24 protein-coding genes and 1 other annotated feature are annotated in these 23152 nt (G+C 27.5%); of the genes, 18 read left to right on the forward strand and 6 right to left on the reverse strand.

The window, feature by feature from the left end; genetic code table 11:
* Positions 1 to 102 precede the first annotated feature (102 nt).
* A complete protein-coding gene (locus tag H8891_RS03025; protein ID WP_207723157.1) occupies positions 103 to 1482 on the reverse strand; it encodes a YjiH family protein in 1380 nt (459 codons plus the stop codon).
* A gap of 88 nt (positions 1483 to 1570) precedes the next feature.
* Positions 1571 to 1787: a binding site (T-box leader), on the reverse strand.
* A 160-nt stretch (positions 1788 to 1947) separates the two neighbouring features.
* Between H8891_RS03025 and H8891_RS03030 the strand changes: the two genes are divergently transcribed.
* Positions 1948 to 2547, forward strand: coding sequence for a hypothetical protein (locus H8891_RS03030; RefSeq protein ID WP_187005134.1), 600 nt, complete (start codon positions 1948 to 1950; stop codon positions 2545 to 2547).
* A 47-nt stretch (positions 2548 to 2594) separates the two neighbouring features.
* Here H8891_RS03030 and H8891_RS03035 read toward each other — a convergent pair whose 3' ends face one another.
* Both H8891_RS03035 and H8891_RS03040 read right to left on the reverse strand, forming a co-directional pair.
* Positions 2595 to 4511 carry an ABC-F family ATP-binding cassette domain-containing protein gene (locus H8891_RS03035; RefSeq protein ID WP_187005135.1) on the reverse strand — a complete coding sequence of 639 codons (1917 nt, stop codon included), beginning with the start codon at positions 4509 to 4511 and terminating at the stop codon, positions 2595 to 2597.
* A gap of 105 nt (positions 4512 to 4616) precedes the next feature.
* Positions 4617 to 4916, reverse strand: coding sequence for a hypothetical protein (locus tag H8891_RS03040; protein ID WP_187005136.1), 300 nt, complete (start codon positions 4914 to 4916; stop codon positions 4617 to 4619).
* Between the two features lie 165 nt (positions 4917 to 5081).
* On the opposite strand from H8891_RS03040, the gene H8891_RS03045 reads away from it, so the two are divergent.
* Together H8891_RS03045 and H8891_RS03050 are read left to right on the forward strand one after the other, a co-directional pair.
* Entirely contained in the window at positions 5082 to 5963 is an 882-nt protein-coding gene (locus H8891_RS03045) for a YegS/Rv2252/BmrU family lipid kinase (protein ID WP_147545138.1), read from the forward strand.
* Between the two features lie 93 nt (positions 5964 to 6056).
* Entirely contained in the window at positions 6057 to 7259 is a 1203-nt protein-coding gene (locus H8891_RS03050; protein ID WP_187005137.1) for an alanyl-tRNA editing protein, read from the forward strand.
* Positions 7260 to 7278: 19 nt separating this feature from the next.
* On the opposite strand, the gene H8891_RS03055 is transcribed toward H8891_RS03050, so the two are convergent.
* Complete coding sequence (locus tag H8891_RS03055; RefSeq protein ID WP_187005138.1) at positions 7279 to 7923, reverse strand: Crp/Fnr family transcriptional regulator; 645 nt, start codon at positions 7921 to 7923, stop codon at positions 7279 to 7281.
* 506 nt (positions 7924 to 8429) lie between these two features.
* Between H8891_RS03055 and H8891_RS03060 the strand changes: the two genes are divergently transcribed.
* The 8 genes from H8891_RS03060 (at position 8430) to H8891_RS03095 (ending at position 15494) form a co-directional block, all read left to right on the forward strand.
* Positions 8430 to 10100, forward strand: a complete 1671-nt coding sequence (locus H8891_RS03060; protein WP_187005139.1) for an acyl-CoA mutase large subunit family protein — start codon at positions 8430 to 8432, stop codon at positions 10098 to 10100.
* 13 nt (positions 10101 to 10113) lie between these two features.
* A complete protein-coding gene (locus H8891_RS03065; RefSeq protein ID WP_147545130.1) occupies positions 10114 to 10515 on the forward strand; it encodes a cobalamin B12-binding domain-containing protein in 402 nt (133 codons plus the stop codon).
* 12 nt (positions 10516 to 10527) lie between these two features.
* Positions 10528 to 11463 carry a methylmalonyl Co-A mutase-associated GTPase MeaB gene (gene meaB / locus H8891_RS03070; RefSeq protein ID WP_187005140.1) on the forward strand — a complete coding sequence of 312 codons (936 nt, stop codon included), beginning with the start codon at positions 10528 to 10530 and terminating at the stop codon, positions 11461 to 11463.
* Between the two features lie 17 nt (positions 11464 to 11480).
* Positions 11481 to 11891 carry a methylmalonyl-CoA epimerase gene (gene mce, locus H8891_RS03075; protein WP_187005141.1) on the forward strand — a complete coding sequence of 137 codons (411 nt, stop codon included), beginning with the start codon at positions 11481 to 11483 and terminating at the stop codon, positions 11889 to 11891.
* Positions 11892 to 11921: 30 nt separating this feature from the next.
* Positions 11922 to 13469, forward strand: coding sequence for a methylmalonyl-CoA decarboxylase subunit alpha (gene mmdA / locus H8891_RS03080; protein ID WP_187005142.1), 1548 nt, complete (start codon positions 11922 to 11924; stop codon positions 13467 to 13469).
* Between the two features lie 14 nt (positions 13470 to 13483).
* Positions 13484 to 13873, forward strand: a complete 390-nt coding sequence (locus tag H8891_RS03085) for an OadG family protein (protein WP_147545123.1) — start codon at positions 13484 to 13486, stop codon at positions 13871 to 13873.
* A gap of 22 nt (positions 13874 to 13895) precedes the next feature.
* Positions 13896 to 14279: a biotin/lipoyl-containing protein gene (locus tag H8891_RS03090; protein ID WP_207723541.1), complete on the forward strand. Its 384-nt coding sequence runs from the start codon at positions 13896 to 13898 to the stop codon at positions 14277 to 14279.
* Between the two features lie 63 nt (positions 14280 to 14342).
* The gene (locus tag H8891_RS03095) at positions 14343 to 15494 is read left to right on the forward strand and encodes a sodium ion-translocating decarboxylase subunit beta (protein ID WP_243207797.1); all 1152 of its coding nucleotides are present in this window, start codon (positions 14343 to 14345) and stop codon (positions 15492 to 15494) included.
* A 35-nt stretch (positions 15495 to 15529) separates the two neighbouring features.
* Here the strand turns inward: H8891_RS03095 and H8891_RS03100 are convergent, their stop codons facing one another.
* Together H8891_RS03100 and H8891_RS03105 are read right to left on the reverse strand one after the other, a co-directional pair.
* Positions 15530 to 15799, reverse strand: coding sequence for a DUF1294 domain-containing protein (locus tag H8891_RS03100; protein ID WP_187005143.1), 270 nt, complete (start codon positions 15797 to 15799; stop codon positions 15530 to 15532).
* 64 nt (positions 15800 to 15863) lie between these two features.
* Entirely contained in the window at positions 15864 to 16049 is a 186-nt protein-coding gene (locus tag H8891_RS03105; RefSeq protein WP_187005144.1) for a hypothetical protein, read from the reverse strand.
* A gap of 212 nt (positions 16050 to 16261) precedes the next feature.
* Between H8891_RS03105 and H8891_RS03110 the strand changes: the two genes are divergently transcribed.
* From H8891_RS03110 to H8891_RS03140, 7 genes are all read left to right on the forward strand, one after another.
* Entirely contained in the window at positions 16262 to 17440 is a 1179-nt protein-coding gene (locus tag H8891_RS03110) for an SIS domain-containing protein (protein ID WP_187005145.1), read from the forward strand.
* A 15-nt stretch (positions 17441 to 17455) separates the two neighbouring features.
* Complete coding sequence (locus H8891_RS03115) at positions 17456 to 18331, forward strand: tagatose bisphosphate family class II aldolase (protein ID WP_187005146.1); 876 nt, start codon at positions 17456 to 17458, stop codon at positions 18329 to 18331.
* Positions 18294 to 19247 carry a 1-phosphofructokinase gene (gene pfkB, locus H8891_RS03120; protein WP_330606124.1) on the forward strand — a complete coding sequence of 318 codons (954 nt, stop codon included), beginning with the start codon at positions 18294 to 18296 and terminating at the stop codon, positions 19245 to 19247. The genes H8891_RS03115 and pfkB overlap by 38 nt, the downstream gene beginning before the upstream one ends.
* Before the next feature lie 24 nt (positions 19248 to 19271).
* On the forward strand, positions 19272 to 20246 hold the full coding sequence (locus tag H8891_RS03125) for an N-acetylglucosamine kinase (RefSeq protein WP_187005147.1): 975 nt from the start codon (positions 19272 to 19274) through the stop codon (positions 20244 to 20246).
* A 294-nt stretch (positions 20247 to 20540) separates the two neighbouring features.
* A complete protein-coding gene (locus H8891_RS03130; protein ID WP_187005148.1) occupies positions 20541 to 21773 on the forward strand; it encodes a competence/damage-inducible protein A in 1233 nt (410 codons plus the stop codon).
* A 13-nt stretch (positions 21774 to 21786) separates the two neighbouring features.
* On the forward strand, positions 21787 to 22569 hold the full coding sequence (locus H8891_RS03135) for a Cof-type HAD-IIB family hydrolase (RefSeq protein ID WP_187005149.1): 783 nt from the start codon (positions 21787 to 21789) through the stop codon (positions 22567 to 22569).
* 16 nt (positions 22570 to 22585) lie between these two features.
* Positions 22586 to 23152, forward strand: coding sequence for a DJ-1 family glyoxalase III (locus tag H8891_RS03140; RefSeq protein WP_187005150.1), 567 nt, complete (start codon positions 22586 to 22588; stop codon positions 23150 to 23152).

Consider the following 23152-nt stretch of genomic DNA (forward strand, 5'->3'; position numbering starts at 1 on the left):
TAAAGTTAAAATATGTAATACAGAATTAATATTATATAGTAATTATAACCAAATTAATTTAATATATTAGCATAAAAAAATAGTCCATGTAGGACCATTTTTTTATGCTAATATAAGTCTAGCTAATAATGTTATAATTGGTAGTGATATTAAAGTTCTAGTTAAAAATACTATAAATAAATCTTTTAAGTTAAAAGGTATATCTGACTTTAGTATAACTGCACCAGTCTCTGTTAAATATATAAGTTGAGTTATAGATAAAGCCCCTATTATAAATTTAGTTAATATATCAAAAGTATCTGCTGAAACCATTATAGATGGAAGGAACATATCTGCAAATCCAACTAAAACAGCTGGAGCAGCTTCTACAGCATTAGGTATTTGTAGCAGTTTTAGTATAAATACTACAGGGAAAGATATCCAATTAAATATTGGAGTAAATTCAGCAACAACAAGTGCTAAAGTTCCCCATGCCATAACAAGAGGAAGTAAAGCTAAATACATATCTATAACAGTTTTAAATCCATTTTTTATTATTACTTCTAAAGAAGGAGCATTTTCTGCTCTATTTAAAGCTTTAGATAAAGCAAAATCTATTACGTTTTCACCTTCAGGTATTAAATCTTCTTTTAGATGATCTACATTTTGATATGTTTCATCCTTAATTTTTGCTAGAGGATATATACGAGGCATTATAATAGCACAAGCTAATGATGCTATACACACAGTTCCATAAAATGGAACAAAGAGATTCATAAGTCCTAATTGATCAGCTATAACTGTAGAAAATGGTAATGATACTAATGAGAAACAAACAGATATTATACAGGCTTCTTTTGCAGTATAAAAACCTTGTTTATATTGTGTATTAGTTATCATAATACCTAAAGTACCATCTCCTAACCAAGATGAGATAGCATCTACTGCAGCGCGTCCAGGAACTTTAAAAATTTTATACATAAACTTAGATATTAAAGTTCCTACAAAATCCATAAGTCCAAAATCAACAACTAAAGGTAATAAGAATCCAGAAACTAAAAATATAGCTAAAAGGCTAGGTAAAACACCTAATATAGTTTGACCAGTAACTTCAGATTTAATAAATTCTGGACCAAAACCAAGCACTGTCATAGAAATAAATAAAGCCCCTAATATTCTAAATGATAACCAAAATAAAGGCACATCTAAAACACTTTTTAAAAAATCATTTTTTATATTTATGAATTTACTTAAAATAGATAGTATAGCAGAACAAACAATTACTACAAGTGCTATATGATCTAGATAATTTGCAAATGAAATTTTAAGAAGTTCAGCTAAAAATCCAATACCTATATTTATAGAAGATATACCTTCAATAGGTACAAATTTACCATAGGGAAGTGGTATTACAAATAAAAGTAACCCAATTAATGATGGTATTAAAAACTTTAAAAAACTACTTGATTTATTTTCATTGTAAATATCAATATTTTTCTCCATAAAACAATATCTCCTTTTAAGTATTTAAATTGTAAATTTAATATAAATGCACTTATATTTAAAATTAAAAAAGTCCCTTGGCTAAAAGCCAAGAGACGAATATTTTCCGCGGTACCACTCTGGTTGATAGAATAAATATAAAATTCTATCCACTTAATCTCTTAAGGCGAGAAAACCTATAGTCATACTTAGTTTCAAACTATATTCTCCAAAGCTCTCTTCACTTAAATTTCAATGTTAAGCTTCCACCATCCTTAACTCTCTATAAAATTCACTTAAGCTACTCTCTTTTTCACAGAATTTTTAATATTTAGTTTATATTATCGTAATAGAAAATATAGATATTGTCAATAAAAAATTTATAAAAAGTTTTAAGAATTTAAAGAAAATTAATCTAAAAGAATTTTAATAAAAAATAAAGCATAGTATATAATGGTAATAATCATATGTTTTGGAGGGATGTTTTTGTCTATTAATTATGAAAAAGCAGTTGAACTTTTAGAAAATAAAGAAATTGAAAAATCAAAGCAATATTTTTTAAAAGCATATGAAGAAGGATTTAAAAAATCATCATATTACTTAAGAAAAATAAGAAATGAACAAAACAATTTTATTAAAAATACAAATGATTTTAAGTATGATATTATAAAAAGCAATTTGGGATATGAAGTTGAAATACCAAATCATTTTAAGAAAATAGATACTATAAATGATAAGTGTTTTGATACCATAACTTTAGAAAAAGATGAAAATTTTGAGTTATATAATATAAAAACTCAAGGATTTTTAATAGAAATACCAAGTGAATGTGTAGATTTAATTTCTATAGATTCAATCATAAATCATATATTGAATATAGATGAAATTATAGAATACGAAAATGAAAAAATTAGTGGAAAGATTGTAAAAACAAGAGCTCTAGATGGCATAATAAGTTATACTTTAATGACAGTTGGTAAAAATGGAATATATGAATTTAAAATAAATGTAGATGAATTTTTGGAAGAACAGTATAAAAATGTAATAGATAAGATGTTTAATAGTTTCAATATTTTAAGTATATAATATAAAAAACTATATGTTTAAAAAATCTAAACATATAGTTTTTTATATTAATTATTATTTTTTAATTTTTCTATCTCATCGGCTAAATTATTTAAATATTCCCATCTTTCATATTTATATTCAAGATCTTTTTCTAAAGAAGCTTTTTCATCAAGCATTTCTTGAAGCTTTGTAAAATCAGTTGAATACTTATCTAAATTATCATCAATAGATTGTATTTTATCTTCAAGTAAAGCTATATCATCATCTATAGTATCAAACTCTCTTTGTTCATTAAAAGTAAATTTTAGTTTTTTATTATTTTTAGGTTTTTCTTTCTTTACAGAGTTAGAAGATGGTTTAACCTCAATATTTTCTATCTGAATAGGTTGACTTTCTTTATACACTAGGTACTCACTGTAATTTCCTGTGTATATATTAATATTTCCAAGACCTTCATAAGCAAATATCTTATTACATATTCTATCTAAGAAATATCTATCATGAGAAACACATATAACAACACCAGGAAACTCATCTAAATAATCTTCTAATCTATTTAGAGTTTCAATATCTAAATCATTGGTAGGCTCGTCTAAAAGAAGAACATTAGGTGCACTCATTAATGTTCTAAGAAGATGAAGTCTACGTCTTTCTCCACCTGAAAGTTTTCTTATATGAGTATATTGCATAGCTCCATCAAATAAAAATCTTTCACACATTTGAGATGCAGTTATTTTTTGTCCATCAGAAGTTTCTATATAATCACTTACTTCCTTTACATAGTCAATAGCGCGCATATCAAGATTCATATGAGAATCATCTTGTGAGAAGCATCCTATTTTTACAGTTTCTCCTATTTCAATATGACCACTATCAGGTTTAAGTTTACCATTTAATATATTTATTAAAGTAGATTTACCCATACCATTTTTACCAATAATACCTATTCTATCAGTACGAGAAAGAGCATATTCTAAATTATTTATAATTTTTTTATCACCGAAAGATTTAGATATGTTATGAATTTCTATTATCTTTTTACCTAATCTACTAGATGCAGTAGAAATTTCTAAATTATCTTTTCTATAAGTAGGTACATCATTTACAAGTTCATCAAATCTTTGAAGTCTAGCTTTTTGTTTTGTTGTACGAGCACGAGCGCCTCGTCTTACCCATGCAAGTTCAGTTCTTATTAAATTTTGTCTTTTTTGCTCCATACTTGATTCTAAGGCTAATCTCTCTATTTTTTTCTCAAGAAAAACTGAGTAGTTGCCATCATAACTAAAAAGTTTACCTCTATCAAGTTCTATTATTCTATTAGTAACTCTATCTAAAAAGTATCTATCGTGAGTTATCATAAGTAGTGAAATATTTTTATTATTTAAATATTCTTCTAACCAATTTATCGTATCATTATCTAGATGGTTTGTAGGCTCATCTAATATTAATAACTCACATGGAGTTATAAGAGCAGAAGCTAATGAAATTCTTTTTCTTTGACCGCCTGATAGTTCAGCTACTTTTTGATTAAAATTATTAACACCAAGTTTTGTTAATACAGTTTTTGCTTCACTTTCTAAATCCCATAGTTTAAGGCTGTCAATTTTATCTTGTAATTTTATCAATTCATTATTTAAAGAATCATTATATTCTAAACTTAATTTATCTAATACTTTTTGATAATCACAAAGAAGCCTCATTTCACTTGAAGTTCCTTTAAAGACTTGTTCTAAAACTGTGGCACTTTCGTCGTAATATGGATTTTGAGGAAGATATTCTATCCTAACTTTATTTGGTTTTGTTATATTTCCACTATCTGTTTCTTCTACACCTGCTATTATTTTAAGCAAAGTAGATTTACCAGTACCGTTTACACCGATTAAACCTATTTTGTCACCTTCATTTATTCCTAAAGATATATTATTAACTAGTATTTTTTCAGAGTAACTCTTTGTTATATTTTCTAATGTAATTAAATTCATGTTACCACCCTTATTGTTATTTTAATTTACTAAACTATTATAACAGTTTTTAGATTATATAGGAATTTTAAATAAAAATAAGATGTAGCTTTATTTAACCACATCTTATTTTTTTAAAACTTTTCTTTTAATTTTTTTTCTTTTTTTTATGTAAGATCTATCAAATGTATCTAAAATTTTAGATTCTGTATTATTTTCTTCTTCTAACTTAGCCTTACAAGATATCCTTATTTCAGAAGCTAAAGCTAATTCTTCACCAAGAGCTACTAAAAATGATCCTAATATTCCTAAGTTTTCATCTTCATCTATTTCTTGAGATATTATTGATGCAAATATAGCTACTAAAATCATATATTGATTTGCAAAAGTATTACAATTATTATAATAATTTGTTTTTTTAGGCATAGTACCTCCTTTATAATTATAATATATGATTAAAATATAAATGTGACACTTGAAATTATTAAAGAATAAGAAACATATTTATATAATATATTTGATTATAAAGAAACATAATATTAAAATAGATATAAGACTAGATAACATACATATTGAAAAGTGGTGATGTAGATGAAAAAAATAAAATTTATATACAATCCAAATTCAGGAGATAAAAAAATAATCTATAAGCTAGATGATATAATATCAAAATTTCAGGATAATGGATATATAGTGGTTCCATATAGAATATCTAAAAATAATACAATGGAAAATGGACTAGAAGATATAAATGATAATTATGAATATATTTTAGTGGCTGGAGGAGATGGAAGTATAGATAGATTAGTAAATTATATGAAAAAAAATAATATCAATTTACCTATAGCAATACTTCCAACAGGAACAGCAAATGATTTTGCTAATGTACTTAATATACCACTAGATATTAATTTAGCAATAGATAAAATAATAAATTCTAAGCCTAAGTCTATAGATTTAGGTATAATAAATAAAGATTATTTTGTAAATATAGCAAGTACTGGTATGTTTACGGATGTGTCACAAAGGGTAGATGAAAATTTAAAAAATTCAATAGGAAGAGTATCATATATTATAAAAGGAATAGAAGATGCACTTCATCTTAGAAAATTTAGTGTAAGTGTAAAATCAAAAGAGTTAGAATATGAAGGGGATATGTATTTAATATTAATACTAAATGGGAGAACTGCAGGAAATATAAGTTTAGCACATTATGCTATGCTAGATGATGGTTTATTAGATGTTATAATATTTAAAGCTATGCCAATACCAAAGACTATTCCGCTTATTTTAGATATTATAAAAGGTGCACCTATAGATAAGTATAATGAAATAATATACTTTAAAACTGATGAGCTTTATATAAACTGTGAAGAAGACATAGTAACAGATATAGATGGTGAAAGAGGACCAAATTTTCCTTTGCATATAAAATGTGATAAACAAGGAATTCAAATATTAGGAATTGAATAGTTATATTACTAAAATCCACATTGATACATATGTGGATTTTAGTTTATACTTATGATAGAAATTATGGTTTAACTTTAGAAAAAGGAGATAAATATGGAAAAATTATATTATAAAGATCAATATATAAAGGAATTTACAGCAGAAATAATCGATATAAAGGAAAAAGATTCAAATTTTCATATACAATTAGATAAAACTGCATTTTTCCCGGGTGGAGGAGGACAATTTTGTGATAGTGGAAAAATTGACAATCATGAAGTTATAGATGTATATGAAGAAAATGGTATAGTTTATCATGTTACAAAAACTAAGCCTATAAAGATACATAAAGTAAAGTGTAGTATAGATTGGGAAAAAAGAGAAGATGGGATGAATCAACATTTTGGACAACATGTACTTTCTGGATGTTTTTTTAAACTATTTAATGCAAATACTGTAGGGTTTCATTTGGGAAAAGAATTTAGCACTGTAGATATACAAGGGATGTTGACTGAAGAACAAATAAGAAAAGCTGAAGAATTTGCAAATGAAATAATTGAAAAGGACATAATGGTGGAATTTTTAACTCCAGATAGAAAAGAACTTAAAAAAATGGGATTAAGAAGAGATTTACCTAAAACAAATGAACAAATAAGAGTTGTAAAAATAGGAGATTTAGATATAAATGCATGTTGTGGAGTTCATCCAAGATCAACATTATCTCTTAGAATGATAAAAATAAAAAGATTTGAAAAGTGTAGAGATGCTATAAGAATAGAGTATTTAGCTGGCAAAAGAGCTATAGATTACAGCATAGAAAAAGATAGATATTTAAATGAAATATGTAGATATTTAAGTTGTAGTGATAAAGAAGCTATAAAAGGAATTCAAAGCTTAAATGATAAATTAAATGAAGTCATATATAAAAATAAAAAGATAGAAGATAAAATATCTAATTATCAAGTTAAGGAAATGACAGATTCTGCAGATAAATTAGGTGAAGTTTCTTTAGTTAGAAAGATTTATGAAAATGAAAATGTAAAATATGTATCAAAAGTAGTTTCTAAGTTAGTAGAAAATGATAATACTATAGCTTTAATGGGAGTCAAAGCTGATGATAAATCAAGTTTTATATTTGCATCATCTAAAAATCTTAACAAATTAAATATGAATGATTTATTAAAAGATTCTATAAAATTAGTAGATGGAAGGGGAGGAGGAAGTAAAGTTTTAGCCCAAGGTGGGGGAAAAGATAATGGAAATGTTGAATCAGTTTTAAATTACGCATCTATGAAAATTGAAAATATATTGAAATAAAAAATAGAGTAGGAATTTCCTACTCTATTAATATATTTTTAAGTTTATCTATATCAAGTAACTTTACGTAATCATTAGTATATTCAATTAAATTATCATTTTTCATATTAATAAATTCTCTAGATAAAGATGGTCTAGGAACGCCTAAGCTTTCAGCCAATTTTGTTTTAGTTTTAGGCATTTTTATAAAATTACTTTTTTGAGATGTATATTCATCCAATAAAAAACTTGCGATTTTTTGTCTAATACTTGTAAAAGAAACAGTTTTAACAGCTTTATTAAGTTCTATTATCTTATTAGTTATATCATTTAAAAAAGAAACTAATATTTCTTTATGGTTAGAGCAAAAATCTATAAAATCATATTTATCTATAAACATAACTTCACTTTTAGAGTTAGAAACAACTGTAGCAGGATAGATATTTACATCAGAAAAAGTTATGACTTCTCCAAATAAATTACCCACAGAAAATGATGAAATCAGTATTACTTTATCTCCAGGTAAAAATCTTTTAATATCAACACCACCTTTAAGCACCAAGCCAATAGATGTACATGGATGACCTTCAAGTGCAATTATGCTTTCTTTATCATAATTTTTTATTGTATATTTAGAATCTTTAAATAAATCTAATATTTCAACTTTAGTTAAATTTTTAAACATGTCATCACCTTATATTTTAGTTTTTTAGATATATTGTATATCAAGATGATACTTTTATTCAATAGAATATGAATATTAAATAATAAAGTATTAATAAGAATAAAAAATAATTAAAAAAATTTTTAGTAATCAATGAAAAAAAATAAGAAATAGTTGCATGATATATAAATCAATTAGTAAAAAATCATAACTTACAAGTTGATTTAACAAGTATTTGATAAATTATATTTTAACAGTATGAAAGATTAAATTTTGAAAATTTCAAATTTTAAAGCCCATTATGCATAGGGTGTAAAAGGTTGGTAAAAACGATTGCAATGTATATGATATATATGTAATAATTTTAGTGGAGAGATATTTAAAAGGGGAATTTTTTTAGTTATTTTGAAGTAAATATATAAAAAGCTTATAAATTTACTTTAAAATTTATATTAATTAATGTATAGAATCTCTAATGAAAATTATTTTAAAATTACTTTAGAGATAAAAGAATAGGGGGATTTAAAATGTCTAGTAAAAAAGAAGAAATTCAAGCTGGATTTGAAAAATGGGAAGAAAGTAAGGTTAGTAAATCTATATCTAGATTTCCAGAAAGAAAAGAAAGATTTGAATTTGATACAGGACAAGAGATGAAAAGATTATATACACCATTAGATGTAGATTTTGATTATGAAAATGACTTAGGTTATCCAGGACAATACCCATTTACAAGAGGAGTTCAACCTACTATGTATAGGGGTAAGTTTTGGACTATGAGAATGTATGCTGGATTTGCTACAGCAGAAGAATCAAATAAAAGATATAAATATTTAATAGATCAAGGATCTATGGGGCTTTCAGTAGCATTTGATCTTCCAACACAAATGGGGTATGATTCAAATGATGCTATATCTGAAGGTGAAGTAGGAAAGGTTGGTGTTTGTATAGATTCACTAGCAGATATGGAGATATTATTTGATGGAATACCACTAGATAAGGTATCAACATCGATGACTATAAATGCACCAGCATCAGTACTTTTAGCTATGTATATAGCAGTAGCCGAAAAACAAGGGGTAACTCCTGATAAATTAAGAGGAACTATACAAAATGATATATTAAAAGAATACGTAGCAAGAGGTACTTACATATTTCCAGTAAAACCATCAATGAGATTAATAACTGATATATTTGAATACTGTTCGAAAAATGTACCAAAATGGAACACTATAAGTATATCAGGTTACCATATAAGAGAAGCAGGTTCTAATGCAGTTCAAGAAGTAGCATTTACATTGGCTGATGGTATAGCTTATGTCAATGCAGCCATACAAGCAGGTTTAAATGTTGATGACTTTGCTCCAAGATTATCATTTTTCTTTAATGCACACAACAATTTATTAGAAGAAGTTGCTAAATTTAGAGCAGCAAGAAGAATATGGGCAAAAGTTATGAAAGAAAGATTTAAATCAACCAATCCGAAATCATGGGCACTTAAATTCCACACTCAAACAGCAGGATGTACATTAACAGCTCAACAGCCTGAAAACAACATAGTTAGAGTTGCAATTCAAACATTAGCAGCAGTACTTGGAGGTACTCAATCACTACACACAAATTCAAAAGACGAAGCACTAGCACTTCCAACAGAAGATTCAGTAAGAGTAGCACTTAGAACACAACAAATAGTAGCACACGAAAGCGGTGTAGCAGATAGCATAGACCCACTAGCAGGTTCTTATTATGTAGAAAGTTTAACTAATCAGATAGAAAAAGAAGCTTTAAGATTAATAGAAAAGATAGATGAATTAGGTGGAGCTCCACAAGCAATAGAAAAAGGATTTATACAACAAGAAATAATGGATAGTGCATATAAATATCAAAAAGAAATAGAAAATAAAGATAGAATAATAGTTGGAGTTAACAAGTTTGAAATAGAAGAAGAAGCGCCAAAAGGTCTATTAAAAGTTGATCCTATGGTTGGAGAAAGACAAAAAGAAAAGATAAAAGAACTTAAACAAAGAAGAGATAATGATAAAGTTAAAGAGACTTTAGAAGCTTTAAGAAAAGCTTGTAATTCTGATGAGAATATAATGCCATATATATTAGATGCAGTAAGAGAATATGCTACATTAGGAGAAGTATGTGGTGTTATGAGAGAAGAATTTGGTGAATACAAACAAGCGGTTATGATATAAGGAGGAAATTTATATGAGACCAATAAGAGTATTAGTTGCAAAGCCTGGATTAGATGGCCACGATAGAGGTGCTAAAGTAATAGCTAGAGCATTAAGAGATGCTGGTATGGAAGTTATATATACAGGACTTCGTCAAACTCCAGAACAAATAGTAGCAGCTGCTATACAAGAAGATGTAGATGTAGTTGCTATGAGTATATTATCAGGAGCTCATAATCATTTATTACCAAAGGTTGTAGAATTATTAATAAATGAAGAAGCTGATGACATATTAGTAATTGGAGGAGGCGTAATACCAGAAGATGATATTCCTTACTTAAAGGAAAAAGGAATTGCTGAAATATTTACTCCAGGAACTCCAACATCAGTAACTATCGAGTTTATAAAAGAAAATCTTAAAAGAGCATTAGCTTAAAAAGGAGAAGTTATGAAAGATATAGTGAGAAGGGTACTAGAAGGTAAAAAAAGAGATTGTGCTAGACTTATCACTATTGTAGAAAATGAACAACCGGGATATGAAGAGGCTTTAAAAGACATATATAAACACACTGGAAGGGCTTATGTTATAGGTATAACAGGTCCTCCTGGTGCAGGTAAATCTACTCTAACTGATAAGTTAGTAAAATTAATAAGAAAAGAAAATAAAAAAGTAGGTATCATAGCAATAGATCCAACTAGTCCTTTTACTAAAGGAGCTATACTTGGAGATAGGATAAGAATGAATGATTTAAATACAGATAAAGATGTATTTATAAGATCTATGGGTACTAGAGGAAGTTTAGGCGGGCTTTCAAATGCAACTCATGCAGCCATAAAAGTGCTTGATGCTTATGGATGTGATTACATATTCATAGAAACTGTAGGTGTAGGTCAATCGGAAATTGATATAGTAAAAACTGCAGATACAACACTTATGGTAATGGTTCCAGGACTAGGTGATGATATACAAGCTATAAAAGCTGGGGTTATGGAGATTGCTGATGTATTTGTTATAAATAAAGCTGATAAAGATGGTGCGAAAAAAACTTCTTTAGAAATAGAGATGATGCTAGATTTTAAAAAAAATTGGGATTTTAGACCACCTGTAAGTTTAGCTATAGCTGAAAGTGGGGATGGAATAGAAGAGACTTTTGAAAATATATTAAAACATAAAAGTTTTTTAGAGGAAAGTAGTAAATTAAATGAAAACAGATTAGAAAGAAATAGAATGGAGGTCAAAGAATTAGTACAAAAAAAAGTATATAAATTAGTTAAAAACTTAGAATACACAAAAGAAGTTGACGAATTATTATATAAGACTATAACTAAAGAAACAGACCCATATTCTATAAGCAATATGTTATTTGAAAAAATTACAAGATAATTTAAGGGGGAAGTAGTATGAATATATTAAGAGTTGATCATGTGGGAATAGCTGTAAATAATTTAGAAGAAACTTTAAAATTTTATGAAGATGTTTTAGGACTTAAATGTGAAGGTACGGAAGTTGTTGAAGATCAAAAAGTTAAAGTTGCGTTTTTACCAGTTGGAGATACAGAACTTGAGTTGTTAGAATCTACTTGTGAGGATGGACCAATAGCTAAATTCATAGCTAAAAACGGTGGACGTGGAGGCATACAGCATGTAGCTGTTAGAGTTGATGATATAGAAAAAGCTATAGAAGATGTTAAAGAGAAAGGATATAAAATGATCGATGAAAAGCCAAGATATGGAGCTGGAAATGCAAAAATAGCATTTTGCCATCCAAAGGGAACTGATGGGGTATTATTAGAATTAAGTGAAAGAAAATAACTAGAAAATAAAATCTTTGGGGGTGGTTTTATGTCACAAGAAAAATTGAATTTACTTTATGAAAAAAGACGAAAAATAGAAGAAGGGGGAGGACAAAAGAGAATAGATAAACAACATGCATCAGGAAAATTAACAGCAAGAGAAAGATTAAACAAATTATTTGATGAAAATTCTTTTGTAGAACTAGATGCTTTCGTTAAACATAGATGTATAAATTTTGGTATGGAAAAACAAGAAATACCAGGAGAAGGGGTAGTTACAGGATATGGAAAAGTTGATGGAAGATTAGTATGTGCATTTGCTCAAGACTTTACAGTACTTGGAGGATCATTAGGGGAGATGCATGCTAAAAAAATCGGAAAGGTTATGGATACTGCATTAAAACTAGGGGCACCTGTAGTAGGTCTTAATGACTCAGGAGGAGCCAGAATACAAGAGGGGGTCGATGCATTAGCTGGATACGGAGAAATATTTTATAAAAATACAATAGCGTCAGGTGTAGTTCCACAAATATCTGCAATAATGGGACCTTGTGCAGGGGGAGCTGTTTATTCACCGGCATTAACTGATTTTATATACATGGTAGATCAAACAAGTCAAATGTTTATAACAGGACCACAAGTTATTAAAACTGTTACAGGGGAAGAAGTAACTGCTGAAGAACTAGGAGGAGCTTCAACTCATAATACAACTTCTGGAGTAGCTCACTTTATAGCTTCAAATGATGAAGCTTGTATAAATCAAATAAGAAAACTATTATCATTCCTACCTTCAAACAACTCAGAAAAAGCACCTATAGTTGAGTGTGAAGATAATCCAAATAGAAAAAATGACATTTTAAATAATATAATACCTGAAGCTTCTAATAAGCCTTATGATATGAAAGAAATAATATATGAAATAATAGATAATGGAGATTTTTATGAAGTGCAACCATTCTTTGCTCAAAATATAATAACAGGATTTGCTAGGATAAATGGTGAAAGTGTAGGAATAATTGCAAATCAACCTAAAGTAATGGGAGGTTCACTTGATATAAATGCTTCAGATAAATCATCAAGATTTATAAGAACATGCGATGCCTTTAATATACCAATACTTAGCTTAGTAGATGTTCCAGGATTTTTACCAGGAACTTCTCAAGAATATGGAGGTATAATTCGTCATGGTGCTAAAATGCTTTATGCATATAGTGAAGCCACTGTACCAAAAATAACATTAATAACAAGAAAAGCATATGGAGGATCTTATCTTGCGATGTGTTCAAAAGATTTAGGCGCAGATATGGTTTTAGCATGGCCAACTGCAGAAGTTGCAGTTATGGGACCAAGTGGCGCGGCTAATATAATATTTAAAAATGATATTAAAAATGCTAAAGATCCTAAAGAAATGAGAGAATTAAAAATAAAAGAATATACAGATGAATTTGCAACTCCGTACAAAGCAGCTGAAAGAGGATATATAGATGATGTAATAGAGCCTTCATTATCTAGAATAAGAATATCAGATGCAATAGATACATTAGCATCAAAGCGTGAAGATAGACCGATTAAAAAGCATGGAAATATACCTTTATAGGAAGGTGAATAATTATGAATATTAGCCAATTACTAGAAGCGGTAAAAGATCCTTCATCAACACTTTCAATGGGCGAAAAGTTATTAGCAGGTGTTAGTGTTGCAGTACTTTCAATGGCAGTAGTTTTTATTGTTTTAGTTGTAATAGCTTTAATTATAACTATATTACAAAGAGATGGAAGTAAAAAAGTTAAAGAAGATAATATAGAACTTATAAAACAGAAAGAAGATGAAATAAAAGACGTTAATAATAATGAAGATTTAGGGGAATTAGTATCTGTAATAACAGCTGCAATAGCAGCAACAACAGGAAATAGCACTAATAATATAGTAGTTAGAAAAATACAAAGAAGTAATAATACTAAAACAAGTTGGGAAAGAATGGCCAAAAATACTACTAAGTAAGTAAAACAGGGGGAAATTTACTATGATAAAAAAATATAATATAACTGTCAATGGAAATACATATGAAGTAGAGGTTGAGGAGTTAGGAATAGAAGTATCAACTACAAGACCTCAAGCAAATAATCAAACAATACAACCAAAACCACAAACAGCGCCAAAACAACAACATAATCCACAAGCAGGAGCAGTTTCAGGTGGAAGTATTTTAGCACCAATGCCAGGAACTATAAATGATGTTCGTGTTAAAGTCGGAGATAATATAAAAAAAGGTCAAGTATTACTTATACTTGAAGCTATGAAGATGGAAAATGAAATAATGGCAAATTCTGATGGAACAGTTAAATCCGTTAATATATCAAAAGGAGCATCTGTTAGTGTAGGAGATGTTTTAATAACTATAGGTTAAACTAGAAAATTTTAAAAGGGGGACTTACCCGTGGGAGAAGTTATTAATAATTTTATTCAATCAATGGGTATTGTTAATATGGACTGGCGACAAATTGTAATGATTTTAATCGCTTGTGTATTATTATATTTAGCAATAGCAAAAGGATTTGAACCTTTACTATTAGTGCCTATAGCTTTTGGTATGTTACTTACAAATCTTCCATTAGCAGGTGCTATGAATACACCAGTATCCTCAATAAGTGATCTTTCGCTAACAACTGATTCAATTAATGGATCAATTGCGACAAAATCTCCAGGGGGGTTACTATATTATTTATATCAAGGATGTAAGCTTGGTATATTTCCACCACTAATATTTTTAGGTGTTGGAGCTATGACCGATTTTGGACCTATGATATCGAATCCAAAGAGTATATTATTAGGAGCAGCAGCTCAATTTGGTATATTTTTTACATTTATAGGAGCATTAGTTTTAGGATTTACAGGTCTTGAAGCTTCTTCTATAGGAATAATAGGTGGAGCAGATGGACCTACTGCAATTTATTTAACAACAAAATTAGCTCCACATTTATTAGCACCTATAGCAGTTGCAGCATATTCATATATGGCATTAGTTCCAATTATACAGCCACCAATAATGAAAGCACTAACAACTAAAGAGGAAAGAAGTATAGTAATGACACAATCAAAACCAGTATCTAAAAAAGTTAAAATAATATTTCCAATAGTAGTAACAATTGTTGTATCATTATTACTACCATCGGCAGCTACATTAATAGGTCTTCTTATGTTTGGGAATTTACTTAAGGAATGTACAGTTACAGATAGATTATCAGATACTGCAACTAATGCACTTATGAATATAGTTACTATATTTTTAGGGTTATCTGTTGGAGCATCAGCAGAAGCGGAAATATTTTTAAGTGGTCAAACTATAAAAATATTTGCTCTTGGAATAGTGGCATTTAGTATAGGAACAGGATCAGGGGTAGTTTGTGCTAAGTTAATGAATAAGTTCACTAAAGATAAAATTAATCCACTTATAGGTGGAGCAGGTGTTTCGGCAGTACCTATGGCAGCTAGAGTTGCTCATAAGGTTGCTCAAGAAGAAAATCCAAGTAACTTCTTACTTATGCATGCTATGGCTCCTAATGTAGCAGGAGTTATAGGATCTGCTGTTGCAGCAGGTATACTATTAAGTTTATTTGGATAAGGTATAGAAAGGATATGATTAATTTCATATCCTTTTTATATTATAAATTTTAACAATATATAGTATAAAAATAAGTTAAGTATTATTGTTATAGGTATAGATATAGTAAACTTAGGATGTCTAGTTTTATGCCTAAAAATGTACATTCCCATATATGTACCTATCCCACCTCCTAAAATAGAAAAGTTTATAAGTGTAGCTTCTGGTATCCTCCATTGACCTTTAATTGCTCTGTTTTTATCTATGTACATAAGTAAAAAAGTTATAATAGACATAATAATAAAATAAAGTGTTAAAAATTTCATAACAATCCTCCTAGTAATATTATAATATAAGTAAAAAAATAAGAGTTAGATTATTTTTTGTAATCTAACTCTTATTTTTTTTATATATATTCTTAGAAAGGTTATTATTTATTGTATTAAAATTATTATTAGCATTATTAATATTTGAAGAATTATTTAATATAAAATCAATTTTTTTCAACAGTTCGTTACCGACAATATAATTTTTATCTTGTCTATTTGCTTTACCTGAGGTTAATAAATATAGCATAAAAGTCCTCCTAAATTAATATTATTAAAATGATTGACTAGTATTTTATTAATTATTCAATAAATATGTATATAATAAAAAAATTTGTATAAAACATATTAACAAACATACAAAAGTACAAAACGTGAGTACAAAATTACAAATACATATTAAATGTAAAACAATACAATATTAGTATAAATAATCAATAAGAAGGGGTATGATTATAAACTATGTCTAAAAAACTTTTAGGAATGGAATTAAAAAGATTAGAAGATTGTAGTGGGATAAATACAGCAAAAGAAATAGTTCAACAACCCAGTACATGGAGAGAAGCTGTAAAAAATTTATACAATAATAAAAATAATATAAAAATATTTTTAGAAGAATTTTTATCTAAAGATAATTATAGAATTATATTAACTGGAGCAGGTACATCTGCATTTGCAGGAGAAACATGTGAACCTTACTTAACTAAGATATTAAATAAAAAAGTAGAAGCTATAGCTACAACAGATTTAGTAGCAAGCCCCAAAAATTATTTTATAAAAGATATACCAACACTTTTAATATCTTTTGCAAGGTCTGGTAATTCCCCAGAAAGTGTTCATGCTGTTAATTTAGCCAATGAACTTGTAGATGAGCTTTATCAAGTTGTAATAACTTGTAATGAAAATGGCAAGTTAGCATTAAATACTAGAGAAGATGAAAAAAGTTTATTGCTTCTTATGCCACCACAAACTAATGACTTAGGATTTGCTATGACTAGCAGCTTTACGACTATGGTACTAAGCTGTATAGGAATTTTTAACATAAACAATATAAATGATTTTACTAAAGATGTTGAAAATTTATCAGCATCTGTTGAAAGATTTATAGAAAATAATATAGATAAAATATCTAATTTAACAGATGAAGATTTTGAAAGAATAATTTATTTAGGATCAGGAACTAGTAAAGGTATAGCTAGAGAAAGTGCTTTAAAGGTTTTAGAATTAACAGCTGGAATAGTTAATGCAAGTTATGATACACCTTTAGGTTTTAGGCATGGACCAAAATCTGTTATAAATGATAAAAGCATAACTACAATTTATATATCAAATGATAAATATACTAGATTATATGATATAGATTTAGCTAAAGAAATTTTAGCACATAGAAAAGGTGACAAAGTTGTACTGGTAGGGTGTGATATAGAAAATAGTTTAAAAGAAAAAGCAGATTATGCATTTGATTTAGAAAAAATAAATTATACAGTAGGTAATGAAGCATTACTTCCACTTCAGCAAATTGTCTTTGGACAGATATTATCATTTTTAAAATCAGAAAACTTAGGAATAACGCCGGATAATCCATGTCCAACAGGTGAGGTTAATAGGGTTGTTCAAGGTGTAGTAATTTATAATTTATAAGAAGGAGGAAATAATATGAGTTTAATATCAACTAAAGAAATGTTATTAAAAGCTCAAAGAGAAGGTTATGCAATACCTGCATTTAATATACACAATTTAGAAACTATACAAGTAGTGCTTCAAGCAGCTAGTGATTTAAAATCACCTGTGATATTAGCAGCGACTCCATCGACAGTTAAGTATGCAAATGAAAATTACCTTTTATCTATAATAGAAAAAGGGAGTAAGTTAAATGATATACCTTTAACATTTCACCTAGATCATCATGAAAATGTCGAAGATATAAAAAATATAATAAAACTTGGTTGTAAGTCTGTTATGATTGATGCATCAAAATATGAATTTAGGAAAAATGTTGATATTGTTAAAGATGTAGTTGATTTTGCACATGAGTACGGGGCCACAGTTGAAGCAGAACTTGGAAAGTTAGGTGGAGTTGAAGATGATTTAAAAGTAGATGAAAAAGATTCATTTTTAACGGATCCAAATGAAGCTTATGAATTTGTTAAATTAACTGGAGTAGATTCATTAGCAGTAGCTATAGGTACTGCACATGGTTTATACAAGAGTGAACCTAAATTAGATTTTGAAAGATTGGAAAAAATAAAAAGTTTAGTTGATGTTCCGCTTGTGCTTCATGGGGCATCAGGGGTTCCATATGAAGCAGTTCAAACTGCGATAGAAAAAGGAATTTGTAAAGTTAATATAGCTACAGAACTTAAAATACCTTTTTCAAATGCTATAAAAGAATATTTTAATGAAAATCCTAATGCCTCAGATCCAAGACAATATTTAGTACCTGCAAAACATGCTATGTATGATGTAGTAGTTGAAAAAATAAAAATGTGTAAGAGTGAAAATAAAGCAAATGATAACAGTTATAACATTTAATCCATCTATAGATAGATTATATAAATTAGATAAATTTGAAATTGGCTCTGTGCAAAGAGCCAATTTTGTTAATCCAACAGCAGGCGGAAAAGGATTAAATGTAGCTAAAGTTTTAAAAAAACTTGGGGAAGATGTAAATTGTATAGGTTTTTTAGGTGGATTTAACGGCAAATATATAAAATCAGAGTTAGATAAAATAGGAATTAAAAATAATTTCACACAAATAAAAGAAGAATCTAGAATCTGTTTAAATATAATAGATTCAAATAATAAAAGTACTGAGATTTTAGAAAGTGGGCCAAATATAACTAAAGAAGAAATTGATGAATTTGAAAATTATTTGAGTGAAGTTTTAGAAGAAACTGAAATACTAGTTGCATCAGGAAGTTTAGCTAAAGGGTTACCTAAGGACTATTACTTAAGAATAGGAAATTTATGTAGGCAAAAAAATATAAAATTTATATTAGATAGTAGCGGAGAAAGCCTAAAATTAGGTATTAATTCGAAACCTTATCTTATTAAACCAAACATTGATGAACTTGAAAATTTAAGTAAAGTTAAAATAAAAAATGTAGATGATATTATAAATATATCTAGGAGTATATTACTTAAAGGTGTGGAAAATGTTTGTGTATCTATGGGCAAGGATGGAATGGTTTTAGTAAATAAAGATTTTGTATACAAAGTAGAAATACCTAATATAAAAATTGTAAACCCTGTTGGAAGTGGAGATTCTAGTATAGCTGGTTTCTCATTAGGCACTTTAAAAGGATATGATTTAAAAGATACTTTAAAGCTATCAAATGCCTGTGGGATGTCAAATGCAATGCATATATCAACAGGAGATGTAAATTTAGAAGATATAAATAAGTTTATAGATGAAATCAAAGTATATGAGTATGTTTGTAATGTTTAATATACAAATATAGGGGGAGAATCTATGTATTATATCGGTGTAGATGGAGGCGGAACTAAAACGACCTTTACTATGATAGATAAAAAAGGTTATAAAATAGCACAGTATAAAACTAAAACAACACACTATGAACAAATAGGATTTACTGGAGTTGAAGATGTACTAAATGAGGGATTTAATAAAATTTTAGAAATATCAAATGTATCAAAAGATGATATAGAAAGTGTTTTTCTAGGATTACCAGGATATGGTGAAGTAAAAAGTGTAGCAACAAATATAGATAATATTGTAAAAAAAATATTAAAAGAGATAAAGTTTAAAGTAGGAAATGATGTAGAAGTAGGTTTAGCTGGATCTTTAGCAGGTAAAGAAGGAATAAATATAGTAAGTGGGACAGGATCTATTGCTCTTGGTAAAGATTCAAAAGGTAAGACTATTAGATGTGGAGGCTGGGGAGATTATATTGGTGATGAAGGTTCTGCATATTGGATAGGTAAAAAAACTATTGAGATGTTTTCAAAAGAAGCTGATAAAAGAATTGAAAGAGGTTTGATTTATAAAAATATAAAAGAAAAATTAAACATAAATGATGATTTTGATATAATTGATTATGTTTTAAATGATATTAAAAAAGATAGAACTCAAATTGCACAGTTTTCTAAATTATGTTTTGAAAGTGCAATTTTAAATGATAAAAATGCATTAAGTATATTTAATGAAGCAGGCTATGAGCTTAGTTTACTTGTTAAAATGATAATAAATGAATTAGAATTTGATGGTGATATATTAGTTTCATATTCAGGAGGAGTATTTAAAAGTGGAGATTTAATATTATCGCCACTTAAAAAACATTTAAATGAATATAATATAAAATTTATAAAGCCTATACTAGGCCCTGATATGGGATCTTGTTTATTAGCATATAAATTAAGCAATGAAAATATAAGTGAAAATATTATAAATAACATGGTTAATAATTTAGAATATAAGTTTGTATAAATAAAAAATTGAGGAGTTTAAACTCCTCAATTTTTTATTTATACATAAATTTAGCATATGCAGTAGAAAAAATGTAAAAATAAAATTTTATATAGATACCTATAAAGTATAGTTTAATTAGCTGATTTCCTTGGAAATAAGAGTATAATGAGTTTTAATATTTTTAATAAAGTATATAATTTTTTATATAAATAAAATAAAATTTATATAAATATCTTAAATAAAAGTATAAGACAATATTAATTTAAATATGTTAATATTAGGGTATAAATCTATTTAGAAAAAGGTGAAGATATGAAAGCAGAAATTATAACAGTAGGAACTGAGATATTATTAGGGGATATTGTTAATACAAATTCTCAATTTTTAGCAAAAGAGTTAGCTAGTATTGGAGTAGAAGTTTATTATCAAGAAACAGTAGGAGACAATGAAACTAGATTATTAAATTTATTAGAAGAAGCTTTTAAAAGAAGTGATATAGTAATAACTACTGGTGGATTAGGACCTACTAATGATGATATAACAAAAGAAATTGCAGCTAAATATTTTAACCAAGAATTAGTTTTTTATAGTGATTTATGGGAAAATATAAAATCCTATTTTGAAAAATTAGGACTAAAACCAACTGAAAATAATAAAAAGCAAGCTTACTTCCCGAAAGATTGTATTATACTAGATAATCCAAATGGAACAGCTCCAGGTGTAATATTAAAAAAAGAAAATAAAATGATAATATTACTTCCAGGACCACCAAAAGAAATGATTCCTATGTTTAATAATAGTGTTAAAAGTTATTTACAAAGTTTAACTGACTACAAACTAGTATCTAAAACTTTAAGATTTATTGGTATAGGAGAATCTGAATTAGAAGAGAAATTAATTGATATTATTAATAGTCAAAGTAATCCAACTATATCCCCATATGCTAAAGAAAATGAAGTTACTCTTAGAATAACTGCTAAGTCTAAAGATGATGAAAAAGCAAATGATTTAATAAAATCTATAGAGGAAAAAATTAAAGATAGAGTTGGTAAATATATATATGGATATGACGATACTACTTTAGAAGAAACTGTAGCTAAGTTATTAGTTAAAAATAATATGACTATAGCTGTAAGTGAATCTTGTACTGGAGGTATGGTTTCATCAAAACTTATCGATTATCCAGGTATATCACAAAGTTTTATTGAAGGATGTGTAACATATTCTAATGAGGCCAAAATGAATAGATTAGGTGTTAAAAAAGAAACTCTAGATAAATATGGAGCAGTTAGTAGTGAAACAGCCATAGAGATGGCTGTAGGTATAGCTAAAAACTTAAATACAAATATTGGACTTTCTACAACAGGAGTTGCAGGACCAGGAGGCGGTACTGATGAAAAACCAGTTGGATTAGTATATATAGGTATTTACATAAATGGAGATGTTAAAGTTAAAAAATGTAATTTTTCAGGAAGTAGAGATAAAATAAGAAGTAGAGCCACTAATGAAGCATTAAATTTACTTAGATTAGAACTTTTAAAGTAAAAGGAGTAGACAAATGATAAAATATATATTTTGTGATTTAGATGGAACATTATACCACAATGGAATATCAAGAGAAGATGCTAATTCTATAGAAAATATTGAAAATGAAGGCATTGTATTTAATATAGCTACAGGAAGGATATTTTCTCAAGCTGTAAGAATGACAAATAATGATATAAATATGAATGGATATTATATATGTGAAAATGGTTCATATATATATGATAGTAATCATAATTTAGTTTTTAAGGGAACTATAGATGATAATATAGTAAAAAAAGTAATAGCTGAGTTTGATTCAGATATAGCAACTATGTATTTTAAGTTTAATGGAAAAGTTGTTTTATTAGAAGAAAATGATTTCTTTAAAATTTATACGAATGAGTATATAGTAGATAAAGAATTTTCAAATAAAGATACTTACGATAATTTAGTAGGAAATATAGGAATAGTTTCTCAAGATATAGAAGAGTTATATAGACTAGAGTTATTTTTAAAAGAAGAATTTGATGAAGTTTTAGATATATATTTTTCATCAGAGCATACTCTAAATTTAGTACCTAAAGGAGTGTCAAAACATGAAGCTATAAAAAAGGTATGTAAAATATTAGGAGCAAGTCTAGATGAAGTAGCTACAATTGGAGATTCTCCAAATGATATAAGTATGCTTAAAACTACAAAATATAGTTTTGCAATGATAAACTCTAGAAAACAAGTTAAAGAAAGTGCTAACTATATTGCTAACTCTGTAAGTGATGCTATTACAAAAATAAAATATATAAATAAAGAAATTTAACAAATAGGAGGAATTTATGAAAAAAATATTAGTTTTATTAGCTGATGGATTTGAAGAAATAGAAGCTTTGACAGTTGTAGATGTATTAAGAAGGGCAGATGTAAAATGTGATATGTGTTCAATGGATAATGATTATGTAAAAGGAACACATAATATACAAGTTAAAGCTGATGTAAATATAAATACTATAGATATAAGTGAATATGATGGTGTAGTTTTACCAGGAGGATTGCCAGGAGCATATAATTTACGTGATAATCAAAAGGTAAAAGAACTTGTTCAAAATTTTAATGAAGATAAAAAAATAATAGCAGCTATATGTGCAGCTCCTGAAGCATTAGAAAGCTTTGGTATATTAGAAAATAAAAAATGCACATCATATCCTGGATTTATAAAAGATAAAAATAAATTAGATTATATAGAAGATAAAGTAGTTGTTGAAGATAGTAATATAATAACTAGTAGAGGGCCAGCTACAGCTATAGAATTTTCTTTAAGTATACTTAAAAAATTAGGTTATGAAGATAAATATATGGAAATTAAAGAAGATATGATGGTAAATTTCTATAATAGTTGTAAATAA

Source organism: Paeniclostridium hominis, assembly GCF_014306135.1.
Lineage (GTDB): Bacteria > Bacillota > Clostridia > Peptostreptococcales > Peptostreptococcaceae > Paraclostridium > Paraclostridium hominis.

Excerpts from the sequence above, each read along its gene's own strand:
- H8891_RS03025 (WP_207723157.1), bottom strand. The coding sequence starts at position 1,482 with ATGGAGAAAAATATTGATATTTACAATGAAAATAAATCAAGTAGTTTT.
- H8891_RS03035 (WP_187005135.1), bottom strand. The coding sequence starts at position 4,511 with ATGAATTTAATTACATTAGAAAATATAACAAAGAGTTACTCTGAAAAA.
- H8891_RS03040 (WP_187005136.1), bottom strand. The coding sequence starts at position 4,916 with ATGCCTAAAAAAACAAATTATTATAATAATTGTAATACTTTTGCAAAT.
- H8891_RS03045 (WP_147545138.1), top strand. The coding sequence starts at position 5,082 with ATGAAAAAAATAAAATTTATATACAATCCAAATTCAGGAGATAAAAAA.
- H8891_RS03050 (WP_187005137.1), top strand. The coding sequence starts at position 6,057 with ATGGAAAAATTATATTATAAAGATCAATATATAAAGGAATTTACAGCA.
- H8891_RS03055 (WP_187005138.1), bottom strand. The coding sequence starts at position 7,923 with ATGTTTAAAAATTTAACTAAAGTTGAAATATTAGATTTATTTAAAGAT.
- H8891_RS03060 (WP_187005139.1), top strand. The coding sequence starts at position 8,430 with ATGTCTAGTAAAAAAGAAGAAATTCAAGCTGGATTTGAAAAATGGGAA.
- H8891_RS03065 (WP_147545130.1), top strand. The coding sequence starts at position 10,114 with ATGAGACCAATAAGAGTATTAGTTGCAAAGCCTGGATTAGATGGCCAC.
- meaB (WP_187005140.1), top strand. The coding sequence starts at position 10,528 with ATGAAAGATATAGTGAGAAGGGTACTAGAAGGTAAAAAAAGAGATTGT.
- mce (WP_187005141.1), top strand. The coding sequence starts at position 11,481 with ATGAATATATTAAGAGTTGATCATGTGGGAATAGCTGTAAATAATTTA.
- mmdA (WP_187005142.1), top strand. The coding sequence starts at position 11,922 with ATGTCACAAGAAAAATTGAATTTACTTTATGAAAAAAGACGAAAAATA.
- H8891_RS03085 (WP_147545123.1), top strand. The coding sequence starts at position 13,484 with ATGAATATTAGCCAATTACTAGAAGCGGTAAAAGATCCTTCATCAACA.
- H8891_RS03090 (WP_207723541.1), top strand. The coding sequence starts at position 13,896 with ATGATAAAAAAATATAATATAACTGTCAATGGAAATACATATGAAGTA.
- H8891_RS03095 (WP_243207797.1), top strand. The coding sequence starts at position 14,343 with ATGGGTATTGTTAATATGGACTGGCGACAAATTGTAATGATTTTAATC.
- H8891_RS03100 (WP_187005143.1), bottom strand. The coding sequence starts at position 15,799 with ATGAAATTTTTAACACTTTATTTTATTATTATGTCTATTATAACTTTT.
- H8891_RS03105 (WP_187005144.1), bottom strand. The coding sequence starts at position 16,049 with ATGCTATATTTATTAACCTCAGGTAAAGCAAATAGACAAGATAAAAAT.
- H8891_RS03110 (WP_187005145.1), top strand. The coding sequence starts at position 16,262 with ATGTCTAAAAAACTTTTAGGAATGGAATTAAAAAGATTAGAAGATTGT.
- H8891_RS03115 (WP_187005146.1), top strand. The coding sequence starts at position 17,456 with ATGAGTTTAATATCAACTAAAGAAATGTTATTAAAAGCTCAAAGAGAA.
- H8891_RS03125 (WP_187005147.1), top strand. The coding sequence starts at position 19,272 with ATGTATTATATCGGTGTAGATGGAGGCGGAACTAAAACGACCTTTACT.
- H8891_RS03130 (WP_187005148.1), top strand. The coding sequence starts at position 20,541 with ATGAAAGCAGAAATTATAACAGTAGGAACTGAGATATTATTAGGGGAT.
- H8891_RS03135 (WP_187005149.1), top strand. The coding sequence starts at position 21,787 with ATGATAAAATATATATTTTGTGATTTAGATGGAACATTATACCACAAT.
- H8891_RS03140 (WP_187005150.1), top strand. The coding sequence starts at position 22,586 with ATGAAAAAAATATTAGTTTTATTAGCTGATGGATTTGAAGAAATAGAA.